The 15849-nt window shown below is 74.2% G+C and carries 17 protein-coding genes and 1 pseudogene; 8 read left to right on the top strand and 10 right to left on the bottom strand.

What is annotated here, in order from left to right; genetic code table 11:
* Positions 1-44: 44 nt before the first annotated feature.
* The 4 genes and pseudogenes from HS99_RS31190 to HS99_RS31180 all read left to right on the top strand — a co-directional run bounded on the left by HS99_RS31190 (position 45) and on the right by HS99_RS31180 (position 3539).
* Complete coding sequence (locus HS99_RS31190) at positions 45-1004, top strand: GNAT family N-acetyltransferase (protein WP_094742891.1); 960 nt, start codon at positions 45-47, stop codon at positions 1002-1004.
* A complete protein-coding gene (locus HS99_RS31185) occupies positions 997-1785 on the top strand; it encodes an aminotransferase class IV (protein WP_030280041.1) in 789 nt (262 codons plus the stop codon). Before HS99_RS31190 ends, HS99_RS31185 begins: the two co-directional genes overlap by 8 nt.
* Positions 1786-1852: 67 nt before the next feature.
* A pseudogene (locus HS99_RS41800) lies at positions 1853-2029 on the top strand (multicopper oxidase domain-containing protein); the annotation flags it as partial.
* Positions 2030-2180: 151 nt separating this feature from the next.
* A complete protein-coding gene (locus HS99_RS31180) occupies positions 2181-3539 on the top strand; it encodes a DUF2252 domain-containing protein (protein WP_030280042.1) in 1359 nt (452 codons plus the stop codon).
* On the opposite strand, the gene HS99_RS31175 is transcribed toward HS99_RS31180, so the two are convergent.
* Positions 3517-4458 carry an LLM class flavin-dependent oxidoreductase gene (locus HS99_RS31175; RefSeq protein ID WP_030551851.1) on the bottom strand — a complete coding sequence of 314 codons (942 nt, stop codon included), beginning with the start codon at positions 4456-4458 and terminating at the stop codon, positions 3517-3519. The two genes, HS99_RS31180 and HS99_RS31175, sit on opposite strands and share 23 nt — an antisense overlap.
* A gap of 86 nt (positions 4459-4544) precedes the next feature.
* Here HS99_RS31175 and HS99_RS31170 point away from each other — a divergent pair, with 86 nt between their 5' ends.
* Entirely contained in the window at positions 4545-5297 is a 753-nt protein-coding gene (locus HS99_RS31170) for a helix-turn-helix domain-containing protein (protein WP_030280045.1), read from the top strand.
* Here the strand turns inward: HS99_RS31170 and HS99_RS31165 are convergent.
* The 4 genes from HS99_RS31165 to HS99_RS31150 all read right to left on the bottom strand — a co-directional run bounded on the left by HS99_RS31165 (position 5266) and on the right by HS99_RS31150 (position 8924).
* On the bottom strand, positions 5266-5685 hold the full coding sequence (locus tag HS99_RS31165; protein WP_030280046.1) for a hypothetical protein: 420 nt from the start codon (positions 5683-5685) through the stop codon (positions 5266-5268). The genes HS99_RS31170 and HS99_RS31165 overlap by 32 nt on opposite strands.
* A gap of 183 nt (positions 5686-5868) precedes the next feature.
* Positions 5869-6225, bottom strand: coding sequence for a hypothetical protein (locus HS99_RS31160; protein WP_050366481.1), 357 nt, complete (start codon positions 6223-6225; stop codon positions 5869-5871).
* A 14-nt stretch (positions 6226-6239) separates the two neighbouring features.
* Complete coding sequence (locus HS99_RS31155; RefSeq protein WP_030280050.1) at positions 6240-7148, bottom strand: diacylglycerol kinase; 909 nt, start codon at positions 7146-7148, stop codon at positions 6240-6242.
* Between the two features lie 150 nt (positions 7149-7298).
* On the bottom strand, positions 7299-8924 hold the full coding sequence (locus tag HS99_RS31150) for an FAD-binding oxidoreductase (RefSeq protein ID WP_370863319.1): 1626 nt from the start codon (positions 8922-8924) through the stop codon (positions 7299-7301).
* A 20-nt stretch (positions 8925-8944) separates the two neighbouring features.
* On the opposite strand from HS99_RS31150, the gene HS99_RS31145 reads away from it, so the two are divergent.
* Positions 8945-9535: a TetR/AcrR family transcriptional regulator gene (locus HS99_RS31145; RefSeq protein ID WP_030280053.1), complete on the top strand. Its 591-nt coding sequence runs from the start codon at positions 8945-8947 to the stop codon at positions 9533-9535.
* Positions 9532-11088, top strand: a complete 1557-nt coding sequence (locus HS99_RS31140) for a glycerol-3-phosphate dehydrogenase/oxidase (RefSeq protein ID WP_030551845.1) — start codon at positions 9532-9534, stop codon at positions 11086-11088. The genes HS99_RS31145 and HS99_RS31140 overlap by 4 nt, the downstream gene beginning before the upstream one ends.
* A gap of 3 nt (positions 11089-11091) precedes the next feature.
* On the opposite strand, the gene HS99_RS31135 is transcribed toward HS99_RS31140, so the two are convergent.
* The 4 genes from HS99_RS31135 to HS99_RS31120 form a co-directional block, all read right to left on the bottom strand.
* Positions 11092-12585 (bottom strand): MFS transporter, encoded by a 1494-nt coding sequence (locus HS99_RS31135; protein WP_050366480.1) that lies wholly within the window; start codon positions 12583-12585, stop codon positions 11092-11094.
* On the bottom strand, positions 12575-12952 hold the full coding sequence (locus HS99_RS31130; RefSeq protein ID WP_030551843.1) for a VOC family protein: 378 nt from the start codon (positions 12950-12952) through the stop codon (positions 12575-12577). Before HS99_RS31130 ends, HS99_RS31135 begins: the two co-directional genes overlap by 11 nt.
* A 1-nt stretch (position 12953) precedes the next feature.
* Positions 12954-13145, bottom strand: a complete 192-nt coding sequence (locus HS99_RS31125) for a ribbon-helix-helix protein, CopG family (protein ID WP_030551842.1) — start codon at positions 13143-13145, stop codon at positions 12954-12956.
* 72 nt (positions 13146-13217) lie between these two features.
* Positions 13218-13511 carry a hypothetical protein gene (locus HS99_RS31120; RefSeq protein ID WP_046386596.1) on the bottom strand — a complete coding sequence of 98 codons (294 nt, stop codon included), beginning with the start codon at positions 13509-13511 and terminating at the stop codon, positions 13218-13220.
* 251 nt (positions 13512-13762) lie between these two features.
* On the opposite strand from HS99_RS31120, the gene HS99_RS31115 reads away from it, so the two are divergent.
* Positions 13763-14338 (top strand): TerD family protein, encoded by a 576-nt coding sequence (locus tag HS99_RS31115; protein ID WP_030280061.1) that lies wholly within the window; start codon positions 13763-13765, stop codon positions 14336-14338.
* Positions 14339-14409: 71 nt separating this feature from the next.
* On the opposite strand, the gene HS99_RS31110 is transcribed toward HS99_RS31115, so the two are convergent.
* Entirely contained in the window at positions 14410-15705 is a 1296-nt protein-coding gene (locus tag HS99_RS31110; RefSeq protein ID WP_141763851.1) for an FAD binding domain-containing protein, read from the bottom strand.
* Positions 15706-15849: the final 144 nt, after the last annotated feature.

Below are 15849 nucleotides of genomic sequence, written 5' to 3'. Positions count from 1 at the left end.
CGATGGATTACGAGTCGTGCCCGGAGGGCCGCTAGGGTGGCACCGTGGTGAGGTCGTGGGATGCGGCGGTCGGGCGGGCGCAGGACCGGTTGGCGGCTGGGGTGCGCCTGCGGGCGGTCGTCGAGGGGGAGGAACGGCGCTTCGCCCTCTGGGACCTGGCCTCCCTGGTGGAGGGCGGGCTGGGCGAGGTGGTGGACCCGGACGCGCTGACGCCGCGGGCCGAGCGGGGCTGGCGGGAGCAGCTGGGGGAGAGCGGCCGGGAGTGGCCCGGTGGGGAGCTGTACCGGCGCCGGTACTGGATCCTCGGCGAGCGCGACGCGGTCGCCGGGACGGTCGCGGTGGACAACTGGACCAAGGGCCCGAGCCAGCTCGCCGTGTCCTCCCTCTACCTGCGGCCGCACGCGCGCGGCCGGGGGCTGGCGGCGGCCGCGCTGGACGAGGTGTACGCGGCGGCCACCGCCGAGGGCCTGCCCGGCTTCCGGCTGGAGGCCCACTGGAGCTGGCAGCCGGCCGTCCGCTACTACCTGCGCCGCGGGCTGTGGGTGGTCGGCTGGAAGCGGTCGCTGTCGTTCGCCCGGATGCCCCAACTCCCGCTCCACCGGGTGCGCGAGGAGGACGGGCGGCTGCTCCTGCTGGTCGCCGACCGGCAGCGCGGCTGGGTGCCGATACTGGCCGCCGGGCAGGAGGGCCGCTGGCTGCGGCTGGACGAGACGGCGGACTACCGGGGCTGCGACGGCTGGGTGCACGAGTACGCGCGCTCGACGCTGGCGCTGTACCTGGCGCTGGCCGGCCGTCCGCTGGTGCGCGGGCCGCAGTGGTGGGCGGAGGCGTGGCGCTGGGCGGACGCGGGCGAGCCGGAGGGGCTGGCGGCCAGGATCGAGGAGTTCGAGCGGGCCGCCCGGAGCAGGGCGGGCCGTACGGTCGTCAGCCCGTACCGGCCGGTGATGCTGCCCGAACCGGCACCTCCGGCGTTCCCGCAGCTGGCAGACTCGGGGGATGGCTGAAATCGAGATCGACGGCGCGCCCGCCGACCCGGCGCGGCTCGCCGCCCTGGGGCTGCTCAACTACGGGCACTTCACCACTCTGCGGGTCGAGGCGGGCGGCGTCCGCGGCCTGGCGCTGCACCTGGACCGGCTGGTCCGGGACTGCCGGGTGCTGTTCGCCGCCGAGCTGGACCGGGGGGCGGTCAGGGAGCGGATCCGCGCGGTGCTGCCCGCAGACGGCGCGCCGGTGATCGTCCGGGTCACCGTGTACGACCCGGCGCTCGGCCTGGAGCGCCCCGCCGCCCCTGCCACCCCCGCCCTGCTGGTGACCACCCGCCCGGCCGCGACGGTCGAGCCCGCCCCGCTGCGGGTGCGGACGGTGACTTACCGGCGTGAGCTGCCCGAGGTGAAGCACGTCGGCCTGTTCGGCCTGGTCCACCACCGCCGCGTCGCCCAACTCGCCGGATACGACGACGTGTTGCTCGTCGACGACGACGGCCTGGTGGCCGAGGGCGCGACCTGGAACGTCGGCTTCCTGGCCGGGGACCGGCTGGTGCGGCCCGATGGCCCCAGCCTGCCCGGCGTCACCGAGGCGCTGCTCGCCGGGGCGTACGGCGGCCCGCAGGTCCGCGAGCCGGTCCGCACCGCTGACCTGGCGCGCTTCGACGCGGCCTTCGCGCTCAACGCGGGCGGCGGCCTGCGCCCGCTGGCCGCCGTCGACGGCACCGCCTTCGACCCCGCCCACCCGCTGCTCGCCGAGCTGCGCGCCGCCTACCTCCGGATCGCCGCCGACCCGGTGTAACGGCGGCGACCCGGGGAACCCGGGCGCTCTCGCCCGCCCGCCCCGCCGAAGCAGAGAGCAGCCCCCCGACATGAGCCGCCCCCCTGCCGCAGACACCGGCTGGAAGGACACCGTCGACCTGCGCCCGGCCGAGGCGGTGGAGGTGCTGGTGTGCCCCACCGACTACGCGGGGACGTGCCTGATGCACTGCCACAACCTGGAACACGAGTCCATGGCGATGATGGCCGACTTCACGGTCGGGTGAGCCGGCTCACCCGGACGGCCGTACGGCGGAGGGCGCTCGCCGCGCCCTCCGGCACTCTTGTCCCAGCGCTGCGCAGAGCTGGCACCCCTGTCCCGGCGCCGCGCAGAGGTGTAGTCGTTGAAGGTCGCCTGGTGACGGACGGAGCCGCCGCATGACCACCCCCGCCGAACGCCGCCGAACCGGGCGGACCGCCCGGGAGCGCGTCTCCCGGTCCGAGCACGGCCGGTGGATCCCCGCCGCGGACCGGCCCGACCCGCTCGGCGTACTGGAGGCGCAGGGCGCGGACCGGGTCGCCCGGCTGCTGCCGATCCGGTACGGGCGGATGGCCGACAGTGCGTTCAGCTACCTGCGCGGCGCCGCGGCCGTGATGGCCGCCGACCTCGCGGCCGTCCCGGACACCGGGCTGACCGTCCAACTCTGCGGTGACGCCCACCTGGTGAACTTCGGGGTGTACGCCTCGCCGGAGCGCGCGCTGCTCTTCGACGTCAACGACTTCGACGAGACCCACCCCGGGCCCTTCGAGTGGGACGTCAAACGCCTCGCCGCCAGCGTCGCGGTCGCCGCCCGCGACGCCGGCCAGGACGACCGGTGTGCCCGGCGCGCCGCCCGGGCCGCCGTCCAAGGCTACGCGACCGCGATGCGCCGGCTGGCCGGGCTCGGCGAACTCGACGTCTGGTACAGCCGGATCGACACCGCTGACCTGCTGCCGCTGATCCGGAAGAAGGGGCGGCGCAAGGCCGTCGAGGAGGGGCTCGCACACGCCCGGCGGCGCACCAGCCTGCAGGCCCTCGGCAAGCTCACCGAGGAACGGGACGGGCGGCGGAGGATCATCAGCTCGCCGCCGCTGGTCGAGGAACTGTCCAAGAGCGAACTGCGCAGCCTGGGACTGGTGTTCAGCGACTACCGGGCCAGCCTCGCCGAGGACCGGCGGGTCCTGCTCGGCCGCTACCGCTTCGTCGACGCGGCGATGAAGGTGGTCGGCGTCGGCAGCGTCGGGACCCGCTGCTACATCGTCCTGCTGGAGGGCCGGGACAGCAGCGACCCGCTGTTCCTGCAGCTCAAGGAGGCCGGCCGGTCGGTCCTGGAGGACCACCTGCCGCGCACCCGGGTGGACGCCGAGGTCGCCGTCCACCACGGCGGACGCCGGGTGGTCACCGGGCAGCACCTGATGCAGGCGGCGAGCGACATCTTCCTCGGCTGGACCATCGGCCCAGCCGGGCGCCACTTCTACGGCCGCCAACTGCGCGACATGAAGGGCGCGGTGGAGGTCGGTGCGCTGACCCCATCCGGCCTGCGCGCCTACGCCGACCTGTGCGGACGCACCCTCGCCCGCGCCCACGCCCGCACCGGCGACCGCCTCGCCGTCGCCGGCTACCTGGGCGCCGCCGACACCTTCGCCGAGGCCGTCGCCGACTTCGCGCTGCGCTACGCGGACCGTACGGCGGCCGACCACCGGGAGCTGGTCGAGGCGATCGAGTCCGGGCGGATCACCGCCGCCCGGGGCGTGTGAGTTCCGCCAGCCGCTCCAACTGCTCGTACTGGCCATCGAGATCGAGCGCGCCGAGCCGGGCGACCACGTGTTCGGCGCCTGCCTCGGTGTAGCCGCGCAGGGTGGCGGCGACCTGCGCGGGGGTGCCCATGGCGATCGCCTGGATCCGTGCCACCTCCTCCAGCGGCAGGCCGTAGTTGGACCGGGCGTAGGCATCCATGGTGCGGCGGGCCGCCTCCGGGTCCTCGTCGATCCGGACGTTGACGAACAGCGCAGGGGTGACGGCCTCCGGGGCGCGCCCGGCCCCGTGGGCGGCCCGGCGGACGGCGGCGAGGCCGGTGGCGTAGTCGGCCGGATCCGGCGGGTAGGGCAGCCAGCCGTCGTAGTGGCGACCGGTTCGGGCCAGCGCCGCCGGGGTCGCCCCGCCCAGCCAGACCGGCGGGCCCGGCAGCGCGAACGGCCGGGTGGTGGAAGGGAGTTCGGGGAAGTCGTGGAACTCGCCGTGGAACTCCGTCGCGCCGGCCCACAGCTCCCGCCAGAGGGCGACCGTCTCGTCCAGCCGGGCGAAGCGGCGCTCCCACGGCACCTGGGACAGCTCGTGCAGCGGCTGCCCGAAGCGCCCCGGGAAGCCCGCACCGACCGCGACCGTCAGCCGTCCGCCGGAGAGCAGGTCCACCGAGGCGAGCGCCTGCGCGGCCTGCACCGGGCGGCGCAGCACCGGCAGCAGGGCGCCGGTGCCCAGCCGGATCCGCTCCGTCACCGGGGCGACGGCCGCCAGCATGGTGAGCGGCTCGATCCTCGGGGTGAGCAGGGAATCGTTGACGAACAGCGAGGCGAAGCCCAACTGCTCCGCCCTGCGGGCGAAACCGATCAGGTCGCGGGGATCGCCGGCGGGCTGCCACTGGGACTGGCCGGTGGGAAGGAAAACTCCGATGTCCATGCCGTCGATCCTTCGCCGTGGTGCGGCATGGGCTCAATTCCCGAGGGGGAATGGCAGGATGTGCGGCGGCCGGGTAGAAGTGGGAGATGGACTTCCCCCGGGCGCTGCGCGGGCGCCGCACCGACCGCCGGCTCAGCCAACTCGACCTCGCCACCCGGGCCGGCACCACCCAACGGCACCTGAGCTTCATCGAGTCCGGCCGCTCCACCCCCGGCCGGGGCATGGTGGTGCGGCTCGCCGAGTCGCTCGACCTGCCACTGCGCGAGCGCAACGAGCTGCTGCTGGCGGCCGGTTACGCCCCCGCCTACCCGGAGAGCCCACTGGACGGGCCGCGGCTGGCACCCGTCCGGGCGGCGATCGACCACCTGCTGGCCGGGCACCTGCCCTACCCCGCGCTGGTGGTGGACCGCCGAGGCGACGTGGTGGCGGCGAACGAGGCGCTGGACGTGATCACGGCGGGCGCCGACCCGAGCCTGGTCGGGCCCGGGACCAACGCCTACCGGCTCGCCCTGCACCCGGACGGGCTGGCGCCGCGCATCCTCAACTTCGCCGCCTGGGCACGGCACATCGTCGAAGGCACCCGCCATCTGGGCGAGCTGCACGAGGAGTTGAGCGCCTACGTGCCCGAAGTGGCGGTGGGTGACCAGCACCTGGGATTCGCCGTACCACTGGAACTGCGGACCAGTCTCGGCGAACTGCACCTGATGACGACGGTGACCACCTTCGCCACCGCCGTCGACGTCACCCTCGCCGAACTGAAGCTGGAGGCCTTCCTGCCCGCCGACGCCCGGACCGCCGAGCTGCTGCTCAGAGCCCGGGGAACTGGTAGTCGGCGGTGATCCGCCCGTCGGCGTCCAGGACGACGAACTCCACGCCGCCGCCCGCGAGTTCCCCCGTCCCGACGGAGACCATCTCCCAGCTGAACCGGACGACGTCGCGCAGCCGCACGGCGTCCTCCCGAGCCCGGAAGGTGAACTCCCCGGGGGCCACGAACTCCTGGTACGCCCGGGCGACGCGGAACTCCAGCTCCCGGTAGCCGCGGGCCTCCAGCACCGGTTCGGGGAAGCCGACCCGAACGGCCTCGGCCCGGATCTCCTCCGGCGGGTGCACCAGGTGCACGCCGTCCTCGGCCCACAGCCGCTCGATCGCCTTCCGGCGCGCTCCGGCGTCCCGCTCGGTCCACAAGGCGGCGTAGCGGTCGGCGAGTTGCTGGGCACTGGTGGTCATGCTCGGCTCCTTCACGGATTCGGTCGGTCACTGTGTGCCCATCATCGGAGCGGCGCTTCGGCCGGACAATTCCCGACGGGGAATGGGCGTTCCCGCCCGTTTCCGCCCGTCCCCGCCCGTCCCCGCCCGGGACGGCTTCCGCGACGACCCGGCCGTGCCGAGCAGGCGGAGGAGTGCGGCGGATCAGGGCGCATCCGTGAGGACGGCGCGGACGATCAGCTCGCCGCCGTAGCTCTCGCAGCGGACGGTGCCGGAAGGGAAGTCCAGCTCCAGCGCCATCCGTCCGGTCATCTGCTCGCACTCGTCGCGGATGGCGAGCACGGGCTCGCCGAGGTGCGCGTCGAAGGCGCTCCCGGTGTCGGCCGGGAGCACCTCGATGCGGCCCCAATCGCCCATGTCGTAGCCCTCGTAAGGCGGTTCGGCGTCGACCATGAGGCACCGGTCCGTCCCGCTGGCGAGCCGGACGGACCGGCGGCCGACCAGTGCGGCGCAGTCCAGACCGGGGCCGTGCGCGCGGCAGGAGGGGAGCGGAAGCGTCACCCCGGGACCGTGTCTCAGGGCACCAGCAGTCGCAGGGCCTCCCGCCGTAGCGTCACCTCGACCGGGAGGGTGTTGATGAACTCGCCGTCGGCGTAGGCGGTGATGCCCGGGGACTCCATCCGCAGGGATTCGGTGCGCAGAGTGGTGACCTCGGGGTGGTCGATGTGGGTGCCCTTGAACAGGGTGGGGAAGAAGCGGGCGATCCGCAGGCGGGGCATGGCGTCGACCAGGGTGAGGTCGAGCAGGCCGTCGTCGGGCCGGGCGGAGGGGCAGATCAGCATGCCGCCGCCGTAGCTGCGGGTGTTGCCGACGGCGGCGAGGGTGAGGTCGCGTTCGATGACGGTGCCGTCGGCGAGAGTGATCCGGAACGGCAGGGGCCGCAGGTTGGCGAACTCGGCGAGGATGGCGAGGTTGTAGCGCATCCGGCCGCGGGGCCAGCGCAGTCGGTTGGCGCGGTCGCTGACCAGGGAGTCGAAGCCGGTGGCGAGGACCGAGCCGTACCAGCGGACGGCGCCGTCCGGGCCGGTGATCCGGCCGAGGTCGACGCTGCGGGTGCGTCCGGCTGCGATGACGTCGGCGGCGGCCTCGGGGTCGCCGAGCGGCAGGCCGTACTCGCGGGCGTGGTCGTTGCCGGTGCCGGCGGGTACGAGGCCGAGCGGGACGGTGCCGTCGGCGAGGGCCTGGAGGGCGAGGTTGATCATGCCGTCGCCGCCGACCACCACCACCGCGTCCACCCTGCCGGCCGCCGCCTCGCGGGCGAGGCGGACGGTGTCGTCGGCGGAGCGCCCGGCCTGCGGTTCGACCTCGACGCCGAGGGCGCGCAGCCGGGCGACGGCCCGGTGGGCGGCGGGTTCGGCGTGGCCGGTGCCCGCCGCCGGGTTGGTGAGAACGGCGACCCTGCGGACAGCGGTTCTCCGACTCATGCGCCCGCCTCGCTCCGCTCGCCAGGGGCATTCGCCCGTCCGCCCCTTCGGATGACTCGCTCGCTGCGCTCGCTCATGTGCCCGCCTCGCTCCGCTCGCCAGGGGCATTCGCCCGTCCGCCCCTTCGGATGACTCGCTCGCTGCGCTCGCTCATGAAGGGATCAGCTTGCCGGGGTTGAGGATGCCTGCCGGGTCGAGTTCGGCCTTGACGGCGCGCAGGATGCGTACGCCGAGGTCGCCGATCTCGTCGGTCATCCAGGGCCGGTGGTCGGCGCCGACCGCGTGGTGGTGGGTGATGGTTCCGCCCGCGCCGATGATGGCGTCGCCGGCGGCCCGCTTGGCGGCGCCCCACCGGGTGAGCGGGTCCTCGCCGAGGGCGGCGACGACGGTGAAGTAGAGCGAGGCGCCGGTCGGGTAGACGTGCGAGATGTGGCACAGGACGAGCGCGCCGGGCAGGGCGCCGGTCAGCGCCTCGGTGACGGCCGTGCGGAGCCGGGGCAGGTCGCTCCAGCCGGCGGCCGTCTCCAGGGTTTCGCACAGCGCGCCGGCGTTGAGCAGCGAGTCGCGCAGGTAGGGGGCGTTGAACCGGCCGTGCTCCCAGGCCCGGGCGGGCGCCTCGCCGAGCGAGGTGCCGCCGGCCGCGAGCAGTGCCTCGCGGGTGAGGTCGTGCCGGGCGGCGACCTGCTCGGCGTCGCCCTCGAAGACGGTGACGGCGAGGCAGCCGCTGACCGCCGGGGAGCCGCCGATCTGCTCGGTCATGGCGAGGTTGACCATGGTCTCGGCCTCGTCGGAGAGCCGGATGACGGTCGGGCCGGTGCCCTGCTGCTCGACGGCGCGCAGCGCCGCCGTCCCGCTGGCGAAGTCGGGGAAGCTCCACGCCTCGTAGGCCTTGACGGCGGGCAGCGGGTGGATCCGCAGGCGGACGGCGGTGATCACGCCGAGGGTGCCCTCGGAGCCGAGGAAGAGCTGGCGCAGGTCGGGACCGGCGGCGGAGGCGGGGCCGCGGCCGAGTTCGAGCGTGCCGGCGGGGGTGACCACGCGCAGGCCGCGGACCATCTCGTCGAAGCGGCCGTAGCCGGCGGAGTCCTGACCGGAGGAGCGGGTGGCCGCGAAGCCGCCGATGGTGGCGAAGCGGAAGCTCTGCGGGTAGTGGCCGAGTTCCCAGCCGCGTTCGGCGAGCAGCGCCTCCGCCGCGGGGCCGGTGAGTCCGGCGCCGAGGACGGCCTCGCCGGAGGTCTCGTCGAGGGCGTGGAGGCGGTCGAGGCGGCGCAGGTCGAGCGAGACGACGGCCTCGAACGAGCCGCGCTCGGGGTCCAGGCCGCCGACGACGCTGGTGCCGCCGCCGAACGGGACGACGGCGATCCGGTGTTCGGCGCACACGGCGAGGACGGCGGCGATCTGAGCCTCGTCGCCGGGTACGACCACGGCGTCGGGGGCGTCCTGCGGCTCGCGGCTGCGGCGGCGCAGCAGGTCGGGGGTGGACTTGCCGCCGGCCCGGGGCAGGCGGTCGGCGTCGGCGGCGCTGACGTGCGCCTCGCCGACGGCGGCGGCCAGCGCCTCGAGGGCGTCGGCGGTGATCCGGGAGGGACGCAGCACGACCTCGGCGGCGCTCGGCCCGGGGGCGGCGTCGCCGGTGACACCGAGGGCGGCGGCGAGCAGCCCCTTGATGTCGGCGGACAGCTCCTTGGCGAGGGCCGGGTCGCCCCAGGCGTCCCACTTCATAGGGGGGAGCGGCAGCGCGGCGCCGGCTGCCCCTGCTTGCGTCTCAGGTGCCATGCGTTACAGTTTCACACATCATGTCAAGTAGTAACGCCACGGCCGGAGCGCCGCGAAGCACCGACGACGCGATCCTGGACGCCGCCGCCGACCTGATCGTCCACCTCGGCGTGCGCCGCACCCAGCTGGCGGAGATCGCGCGCCGCGCCGGGGTCAGCCGCCCGACCGTCTACCGGCGCTGGCCGGACGTCCAGGCGGTGATCGGCGCGCTGCTCACCCGCGAGATCCTGGCCACCCTGGAGGGCACCTCGCTGGAGGTGCACGACCGGGAGACCTTCGTGGACCGGGTCGTCGAGGTCGCCGTACGGCTGCGCGACCACCCGGTGCTCGGCGCGCTGCTCCACTCCGACGACTCCGACCTGCTGCTCCGGTACGTGGTCGAGCGGCTCGGCGCCAGCCAGCGCGGCCTGCTCGAGGCGCTGCGCACCGGCATCGAGCAGGGCCAGGCCGTGGGCTCGATCCGGGCCGGCGAGCCGACCGAGCTGGCCGCGATGGTCCTGCTGATCACCCAGTCCACCGTCCAGTCGCACCGCATGGTCGCCTCCCTGCTGCCCGAGGCGGCCTGGCGGCGCGAACTGGCCAGAGCACTGAACGGATACCTCGCGCCATGACGCCCACCGCAGGCCCGTACGCCGGTACCGCCCGACTCGACGCCCGGCGCCGAACGCTCGAGCTCGACGCCCTCGCCGACGACCCGCGGATCGACCTCCTGGTGATCGGCGGCGGCGTCACCGGCGCCGGGGTGGCGCTGGACGCCGCCGCGCGCGGCCTGCGGACCGTCCTGGTGGAGGCCCGCGACCTCGCCTTCGGCACCAGCCGCTGGAGCTCCAAGCTGGTGCACGGCGGCCTGCGCTACCTGGCCTCCGGGCGGGTCAAGGTGGCCCGGGAGAGCGCCGTCGAGCGCGACGTGCTGATGACCCGCACCGCCCCGCACCTGATCCGCGCGCTGCCCCAACTGGTGCCGCTGCTCCCGGACTTGCTGCGCCCCGGGCAGGCCGCGCTGATCCGCGCGGGCTTCCACGCCGGGGACGCGCTGCGACTGAGCGCGGGTACGCCGGGCGCGTTGCTGCCCAGGGTGCGCCGGATCGACGCGGCCCGGACGCGGCAGCTGGTCCCGGCCGTGCGGACGGACGGGCTGCGCGGGGCGCTGGTCGCCCACGACGGCCAACTCGTCGACGACGCCCGGCTGGTGGTGGCCCTGGCGCGCACCGCCGCGCAGTACGGGGCGAGCGTGCTGACCCGGGTGCGGGCGCAGGAGGTGACCGGCACCTCCGCCCGGCTGGTGGACACGCTGAGCGGCCAGGCGCTGACCGTCACCGCGGGCGCGGTCGTCAACGCCACCGGGGTGTGGGCGGGCGAGGTGGACTCCTCGATCAAGCTGCGGCCGAGCCGCGGCACCCACCTGCTGGTGGACGCCGCGACCCTCGGGTACCCGGTGGCCGCGCTCACCGTGCCCGTGCCCGGCTCCACCAGCCGCTTCGTCTTCGCGCTGCCGCAGCAACTCGGCCGGGTGGCGATCGGCTTGACCGACGAGGACGCCCCGGGCCCGGTCCCGGACGAGCCGCAGCCCACCGAGGCCGAGCTGACCTTCCTCCTGGACACCGTCAACGCCGCCCTCGCCACCGCGCTGACCAGGGCGGACGTTCGCGGCGCCCACGCCGGACTGCGTCCGCTGATCGACACCGGGGGCGGCAGCACCGCCGACATCTCCCGCGAGCACGCGGTGCTGGAGTCCCCGTCCGGGATGATCACCGTGGTCGGCGGCAAGCTCACCACCTACCGACGGATGGCCGAGGACGCGGTGGACGCCGCCGTCCGGCTGCGCGGCCTGCCCGCCCGGACCTGCTGGACGGCCCGGCTGCCGCTGGTCGGCGCCCCGGGCCACCGCGACAGCCGTCCGGCCCCCGCCGGCGGGGTGCCCGTCGCGCTGCTCGCCCGGTACGGCGGGGCGGCTCACGAGGTGCTGGCAGCGGGGGAGATGACGCCGCTGGCGGAGGGCCTGGACGTGACCCGCGCGGAGGTCGCCTACGCGGTCACCCACGAAGGCGCGCTGGACGCCGCCGACGTCCTCGACCGCCGCACCAGGATCGGCCTGGTGGCGGAGGACGCCGAACGGGCCCGGCAGGCGGTCGAGGAGGTGATAGCCGGCGCCGTTGGTGCCTGAGCGTCAACTCGACGGCGTCGTGCGGCGCACGGCATCCGGTCGGCCGCGGACCGCGGAGAGCGCGGCGGCGAGCACCATGATGCCCGTCAGGGTGTAGAAGGCCGTGCTCAGACCGCTGGTGAACGCCTCGGCGTCCGCCCCGTGCAGGCTGGTGGTGCCGACGAAGACGGCGAAGGCCGTGCTGCGCGGCACCGCGTGCGCGGCGACCAGGATCGCGACGGTGAAGGAGAACACCATGCCGAGGCTGGCGAAGGTCCGCAGCACGCCGGAGGCGATCCCCAGCCGTTCGGGTGGGGCGGCCTTCATCACCGCCGAGCTGTTGGCCGCGTAGAAGAAGCTCCCACCGATCATGATCACCGCGTTGCCGACCGCCGGCAGCCACAGCCCGCTGCCGGTGGTCATCTGCGCGAACAGCAGCAGGGCGACGACCGAGATGCCCAGCCCCGCGGTCGCCGGCACCACCGGCCCCAGCCGGTCGGCGATCCGCCCGGTGTAGGGGCCGACCAGCGCACCGACCAGGTAGCCCGGCACCAGCAGCAGCGAGGCGCTGATCGGGCTCAGCCCGCGCGGCCCCTGGAGGTACATGATCACCAGGAACAGCACGGCGAAGCTGCCGAGGCTCTGCAGCAGGGAGGCCACCAGTGATGGTGTCATCCCGGGAATCCGGAACAGTGACAGGTCCAGGGTCGGTTCCGGGTGCCGCAGCTCGACGAGCACGAACACCCCGAGCAGCGCCGCGCCCCCGGCCAGGGCGCCGATCTGCGCGGCATCCGGCGGTTCGACGGCCAGTCGGGTCATCGCCCAGCTGATGCCGAACACGCCCAGCCCGAGGGTGGCCATGCCCAGCGGGTCCAGCCGCCGGCGCACCCGCTCGCCCCGGTCCCGCAGAACCCGGGCGGCCAGGACCAGCGCGACCAGGCCGACCGGCAGGTTGATCCAGAAGATCCACCGCCAGGACACGTACGTCACGATGACGCCGCCGAGCAGCACGCCGAGCACCGAGCCCAGGGAGAACACCAGGGCGTTGAGTCCGTAGGCGCGGCCGCGTTCCTGCGGCGGGTACAGCTCGGAGATGACGGCGCCGCTGTTGGCGGCGATCAGTGCGGCGCCGAGCCCCTGGACCACCCGGAAGCCGATCATGGACGGGGCGTTCCAGGCGAGCGCGCAGAGCACCGAGCCGACCGTGAAGACGACGAACCCGGCCTCGTACATCCGCACCCGGCCGTACATGTCGCCGAGCCGGCCCACCTGGGTGGCCAGCACGGTGACCACCAGGAGGTAGGCCACCACCACCCAGGTGACCGCGGTCAGCGAGACGTCCAGGTCGTGCTGGATCTCCGGGAGGGCGAGCACGACGATGGTGCTGTCGATCGCGGCGATCAGCACCCCGATCATCACCACCAGCATGCCCAGGCCGCGGCGCGGCGGGGCCTGCGCCGGGGCGGGCGCGCGCAGTAACGCGTCGTCCCCGCCCCGGCCGATCGTGCTACTGGACATGGTCGGGCCGCTCCGGGGCGGACTGGCCCCTGGCCGGTGCCTGGAGGCTCCAGAGCCGGCCGTCGGGGTCGCGGACGGTCGCCAGCCTGGTCCCGAAGTGGGTGTCCTCGAACGGGGTCACCACCTCCACGCCGTCGCCTGCCTCGAACGCGTCGGCGTCGGCCACCTTCAGTACCAGCTGAAGCGGCGTCTCCCGGTCCGCGGGGACCTCGGCGATGAAGATGGTGGGGCCGGAGCCGTTGCGCAGCTGGCCGGAGTTGTGGTCGGTCTCGAACTCCAGCTCGTAGCCCAGACTCTGGAAGAACTTGGCGGCCTTGCCCCAGTTGTGGGTCTCCATGAACACGGCTTCGATGCCTTGGGTCGTCATCTCAGTCCTCCTCGGTCGATTCAGCGGATTCGTCGGACGGCTGCTCGGGGGCGGGGGCGGCGAGGTAGGCGCGCAGCGCGTCGGCGACCAGCGCCGAGAGCGACTGCTCCTCCTCGATGGCACGGAACTTGACCTGCTTGATCAGCTCGATCGGCAGGTACACGTTGAACTGCTTCACATCCTCGTTTCCCACACCAGGGATGCTAGCAGCTTAGCTTGCTAGCAAGGTAGCCCTGGATGGGGGCCGCAGGTCAGGAGTGGCGTGTCAGCGCGCGGTGCTTTCCGGCATCGGGTGCTCGGCGCCCGCGAGTTCCAGCACGCAGGTCAGCGGGTGCTCCGGCAGGCCCGTGCGGTCCAGCCGTACGGACAGCGGGCACGGCGGTTCCTCGGCGAACTGCCCGGACAGCGTCAGCGGGTAGCTGCCGTGGCCGTGGACTCGGTGGAAGGCGCACTCCTTGCCGTCCACCAGCAGCTCGGTCTCGGTGATCCAGCCGGAGCGGACGTTCACGGTGACCGAGTGCCCGCTCCGGTCGAGGTGGAAGCTGTACCGCTGGCGCATGGGAACCTCCCGCGAAGCCTCGGGACGGGACGGCCAGGGGATCCACCGCCAGTCTAGGGCGGCCTTACCGGCGCGGCGCCCCGGCGGTACGGTGATCGGCGGGCACCGGGATCCGGGATCCGGGCCGGGGGCGACCGGTTCCCTTTCCCGTCCCTGAGAAATCCCCGGGGCGGGCCCCGCCCGCAGGCGGATTCTCGTGATCTCTACAGTGCTGTAGATTCGTCCGCAGGGAGAGATCCGAGGAGGGCATTGTGGGAGTTTCGCTGGCCAAGGGCGGCAACGTCTCGCTGAGCAAGGAGGCGCCCGGACTGAGCGCCGTGATCGTGGGTCTCGGCTGGGACGTGCGCACCACCACCGGGGCCGACTACGACCTGGACGCCAGTGCGCTGCTGTGCAACGCGCTCGGCAAGGTGGTCTCGGACCAGCACTTCGTCTTCTTCAACAACCTCCGCAGCCCCGAGGGTTCGGTCGAGCACAGCGGCGACAACCTGACCGGCGGCGGCGACGGCGACGACGAGCAGATCAAGGTCGACCTGGCCCGGGTGCCGGCCGACGTCGCCAAGGTGGTCTTCCCGGTGTCGATCTACGACGCCGACGCCCGGCTGCAGAACTTCGGCCAGGTCCGCAACGCCTTCATCCGGATCGTCAACCAGGCCAACGGGCAGGAGATCGCCCGCTACGACCTGAGCGAGGACGCCTCGACCGAGACCGCGATGGTCTTCGGCGAGCTGTACCGCAACGGCGGTGAGTGGAAGTTCCGTGCCATAGGCCAGGGTTACGCCTCCGGCCTGCGCGGCATCGCCACCGACTACGGCGTGAACGTCTGATCCACCCGGCTCGACGGGCGGGCCGGCTCAGCCGGTCCGCCCGAGTGCGTCCTGATCGGCAGATCGGCAGATCAGCCGGTCCGCCGGAGTGCGTGCCCGCCGAAGCCCCCGCTGCCGGTGAGCTGTTCGCGCCACCAGGCGGCCATCGACGCCTCGTCCATGACCGACCAGTCCGGTGCCCCGGTGACCTGCGCCCGGCCGAGCGTGCGGCCAAGGTTCACCAACTCCAGCCCGGCGGCGGTCCGTTCACGGTCGTACGCGGCCAGCAGGGGCGACCACGAGCCTCCGCCGAGCCGCCGTCCGGCCTGCTCGAAGGCGTGTGCGTCCTGGAGGGCCTTCACCGCGCCGCTGGTGTTGTGCGGCCGGACGACGGTCGCCGCGTCGCCGCCGATGAGCAACCGCCCGGCGGTGCGGTGCGGGGTCGCCAGGTCGTAGACGGGCTGCAGCAGGGTCCGTTCGCGCGGGGTCAGGGCGATCACGCCCGCCCAGTACGACGGCAGCTGCCGCTCGGCGAACTCCCGCATGCCGTCGAGCTGTTGATCGCTGAGGGCGCCGGCGGCGACGGCGGTCGGGCCGTCCAGACGTAGCCAGTCCGGGGTGGGGGCGTAGAAGACCCAGTTCACCTGGGTGGTGCCGGGGGTGAGCCCGGGGATGCGGTAGATCACCACCTGTCCGCCGCGGTAGCAGACGGTGATGCACTCCTCCTCCGGCCAGACCCCGGCCCCGCCGGGCAGTTCGGCCAGCAGTGCGGAGTCGAAGCTGCCGCGCCAGCACACGTACCCGGCGTACTCGGGCACGGCCTGCGGGCAGACGGCCGCGCGGACCACCGACCGGTAGCCGTCCGCGCCGATCACCAGGTCGTACGGGGTGCGGGTGCCGTCGGCCTCCTCGATCCAGGCGCCGGCGCTCGCGCCGCTCTCGTTCCCTCCGCCCTCGTTCCCTCCAGCCTCGCTCGCTCCGCCCTCGTCGCCGACGGCCGTGACCGTGCTGCCCAGCCGGTACTCCACCGCCGCGGGCGCGCTCTCGCGCAGGGCCTGCCAGAGCACCGCCCAGTGGTGGGAGTGGAAGGGGAAGGGCTGGGCCCAGAGCAGCCGTCCGCGCCCCCGGGTGCCGCCGTCACCGTCGCCGCGGCCGGCGGGCGCCCGGGTGACCCAGCTGCGCACGGTGAGCCGGTGGCGGCGGGTGTCGGGCGCCAGATGGCCGGCGTCGACGAGTTCGGCGAAGCGGTCGTTGTGGGTGCAGATGCCCAGGCCGCGGTCCTCCAGCCGGCCCGGGCTGCGTTCCAGCACCACGACCCGCTCCGCGCCGAGCCGGGCCGCCGCGCCGGCGAACGCGCTTCCGGCGATGCTGCCCCCGACCACGGCCACCGCGCCACCCCGCACGGCCGCCCCCTCTCCCGAGCCCGTGATGCCGGCGCCGCCGGCGCTGCCCGGACACGACGATACGCCGCCGGGCCCGCCCGCGGAGCCCGTACGGGCATCCTCGCCCGGCGGAGCCTATGCAACTAGTTG

The organism is Kitasatospora aureofaciens (assembly GCF_001188955.3).
GTDB lineage: Bacteria > Actinomycetota > Actinomycetes > Streptomycetales > Streptomycetaceae > Kitasatospora > Kitasatospora aureofaciens.
Note: the sequence above shows the minus strand (reverse complement) of the source record. Positions and strands in the feature narration are given on the sequence as shown.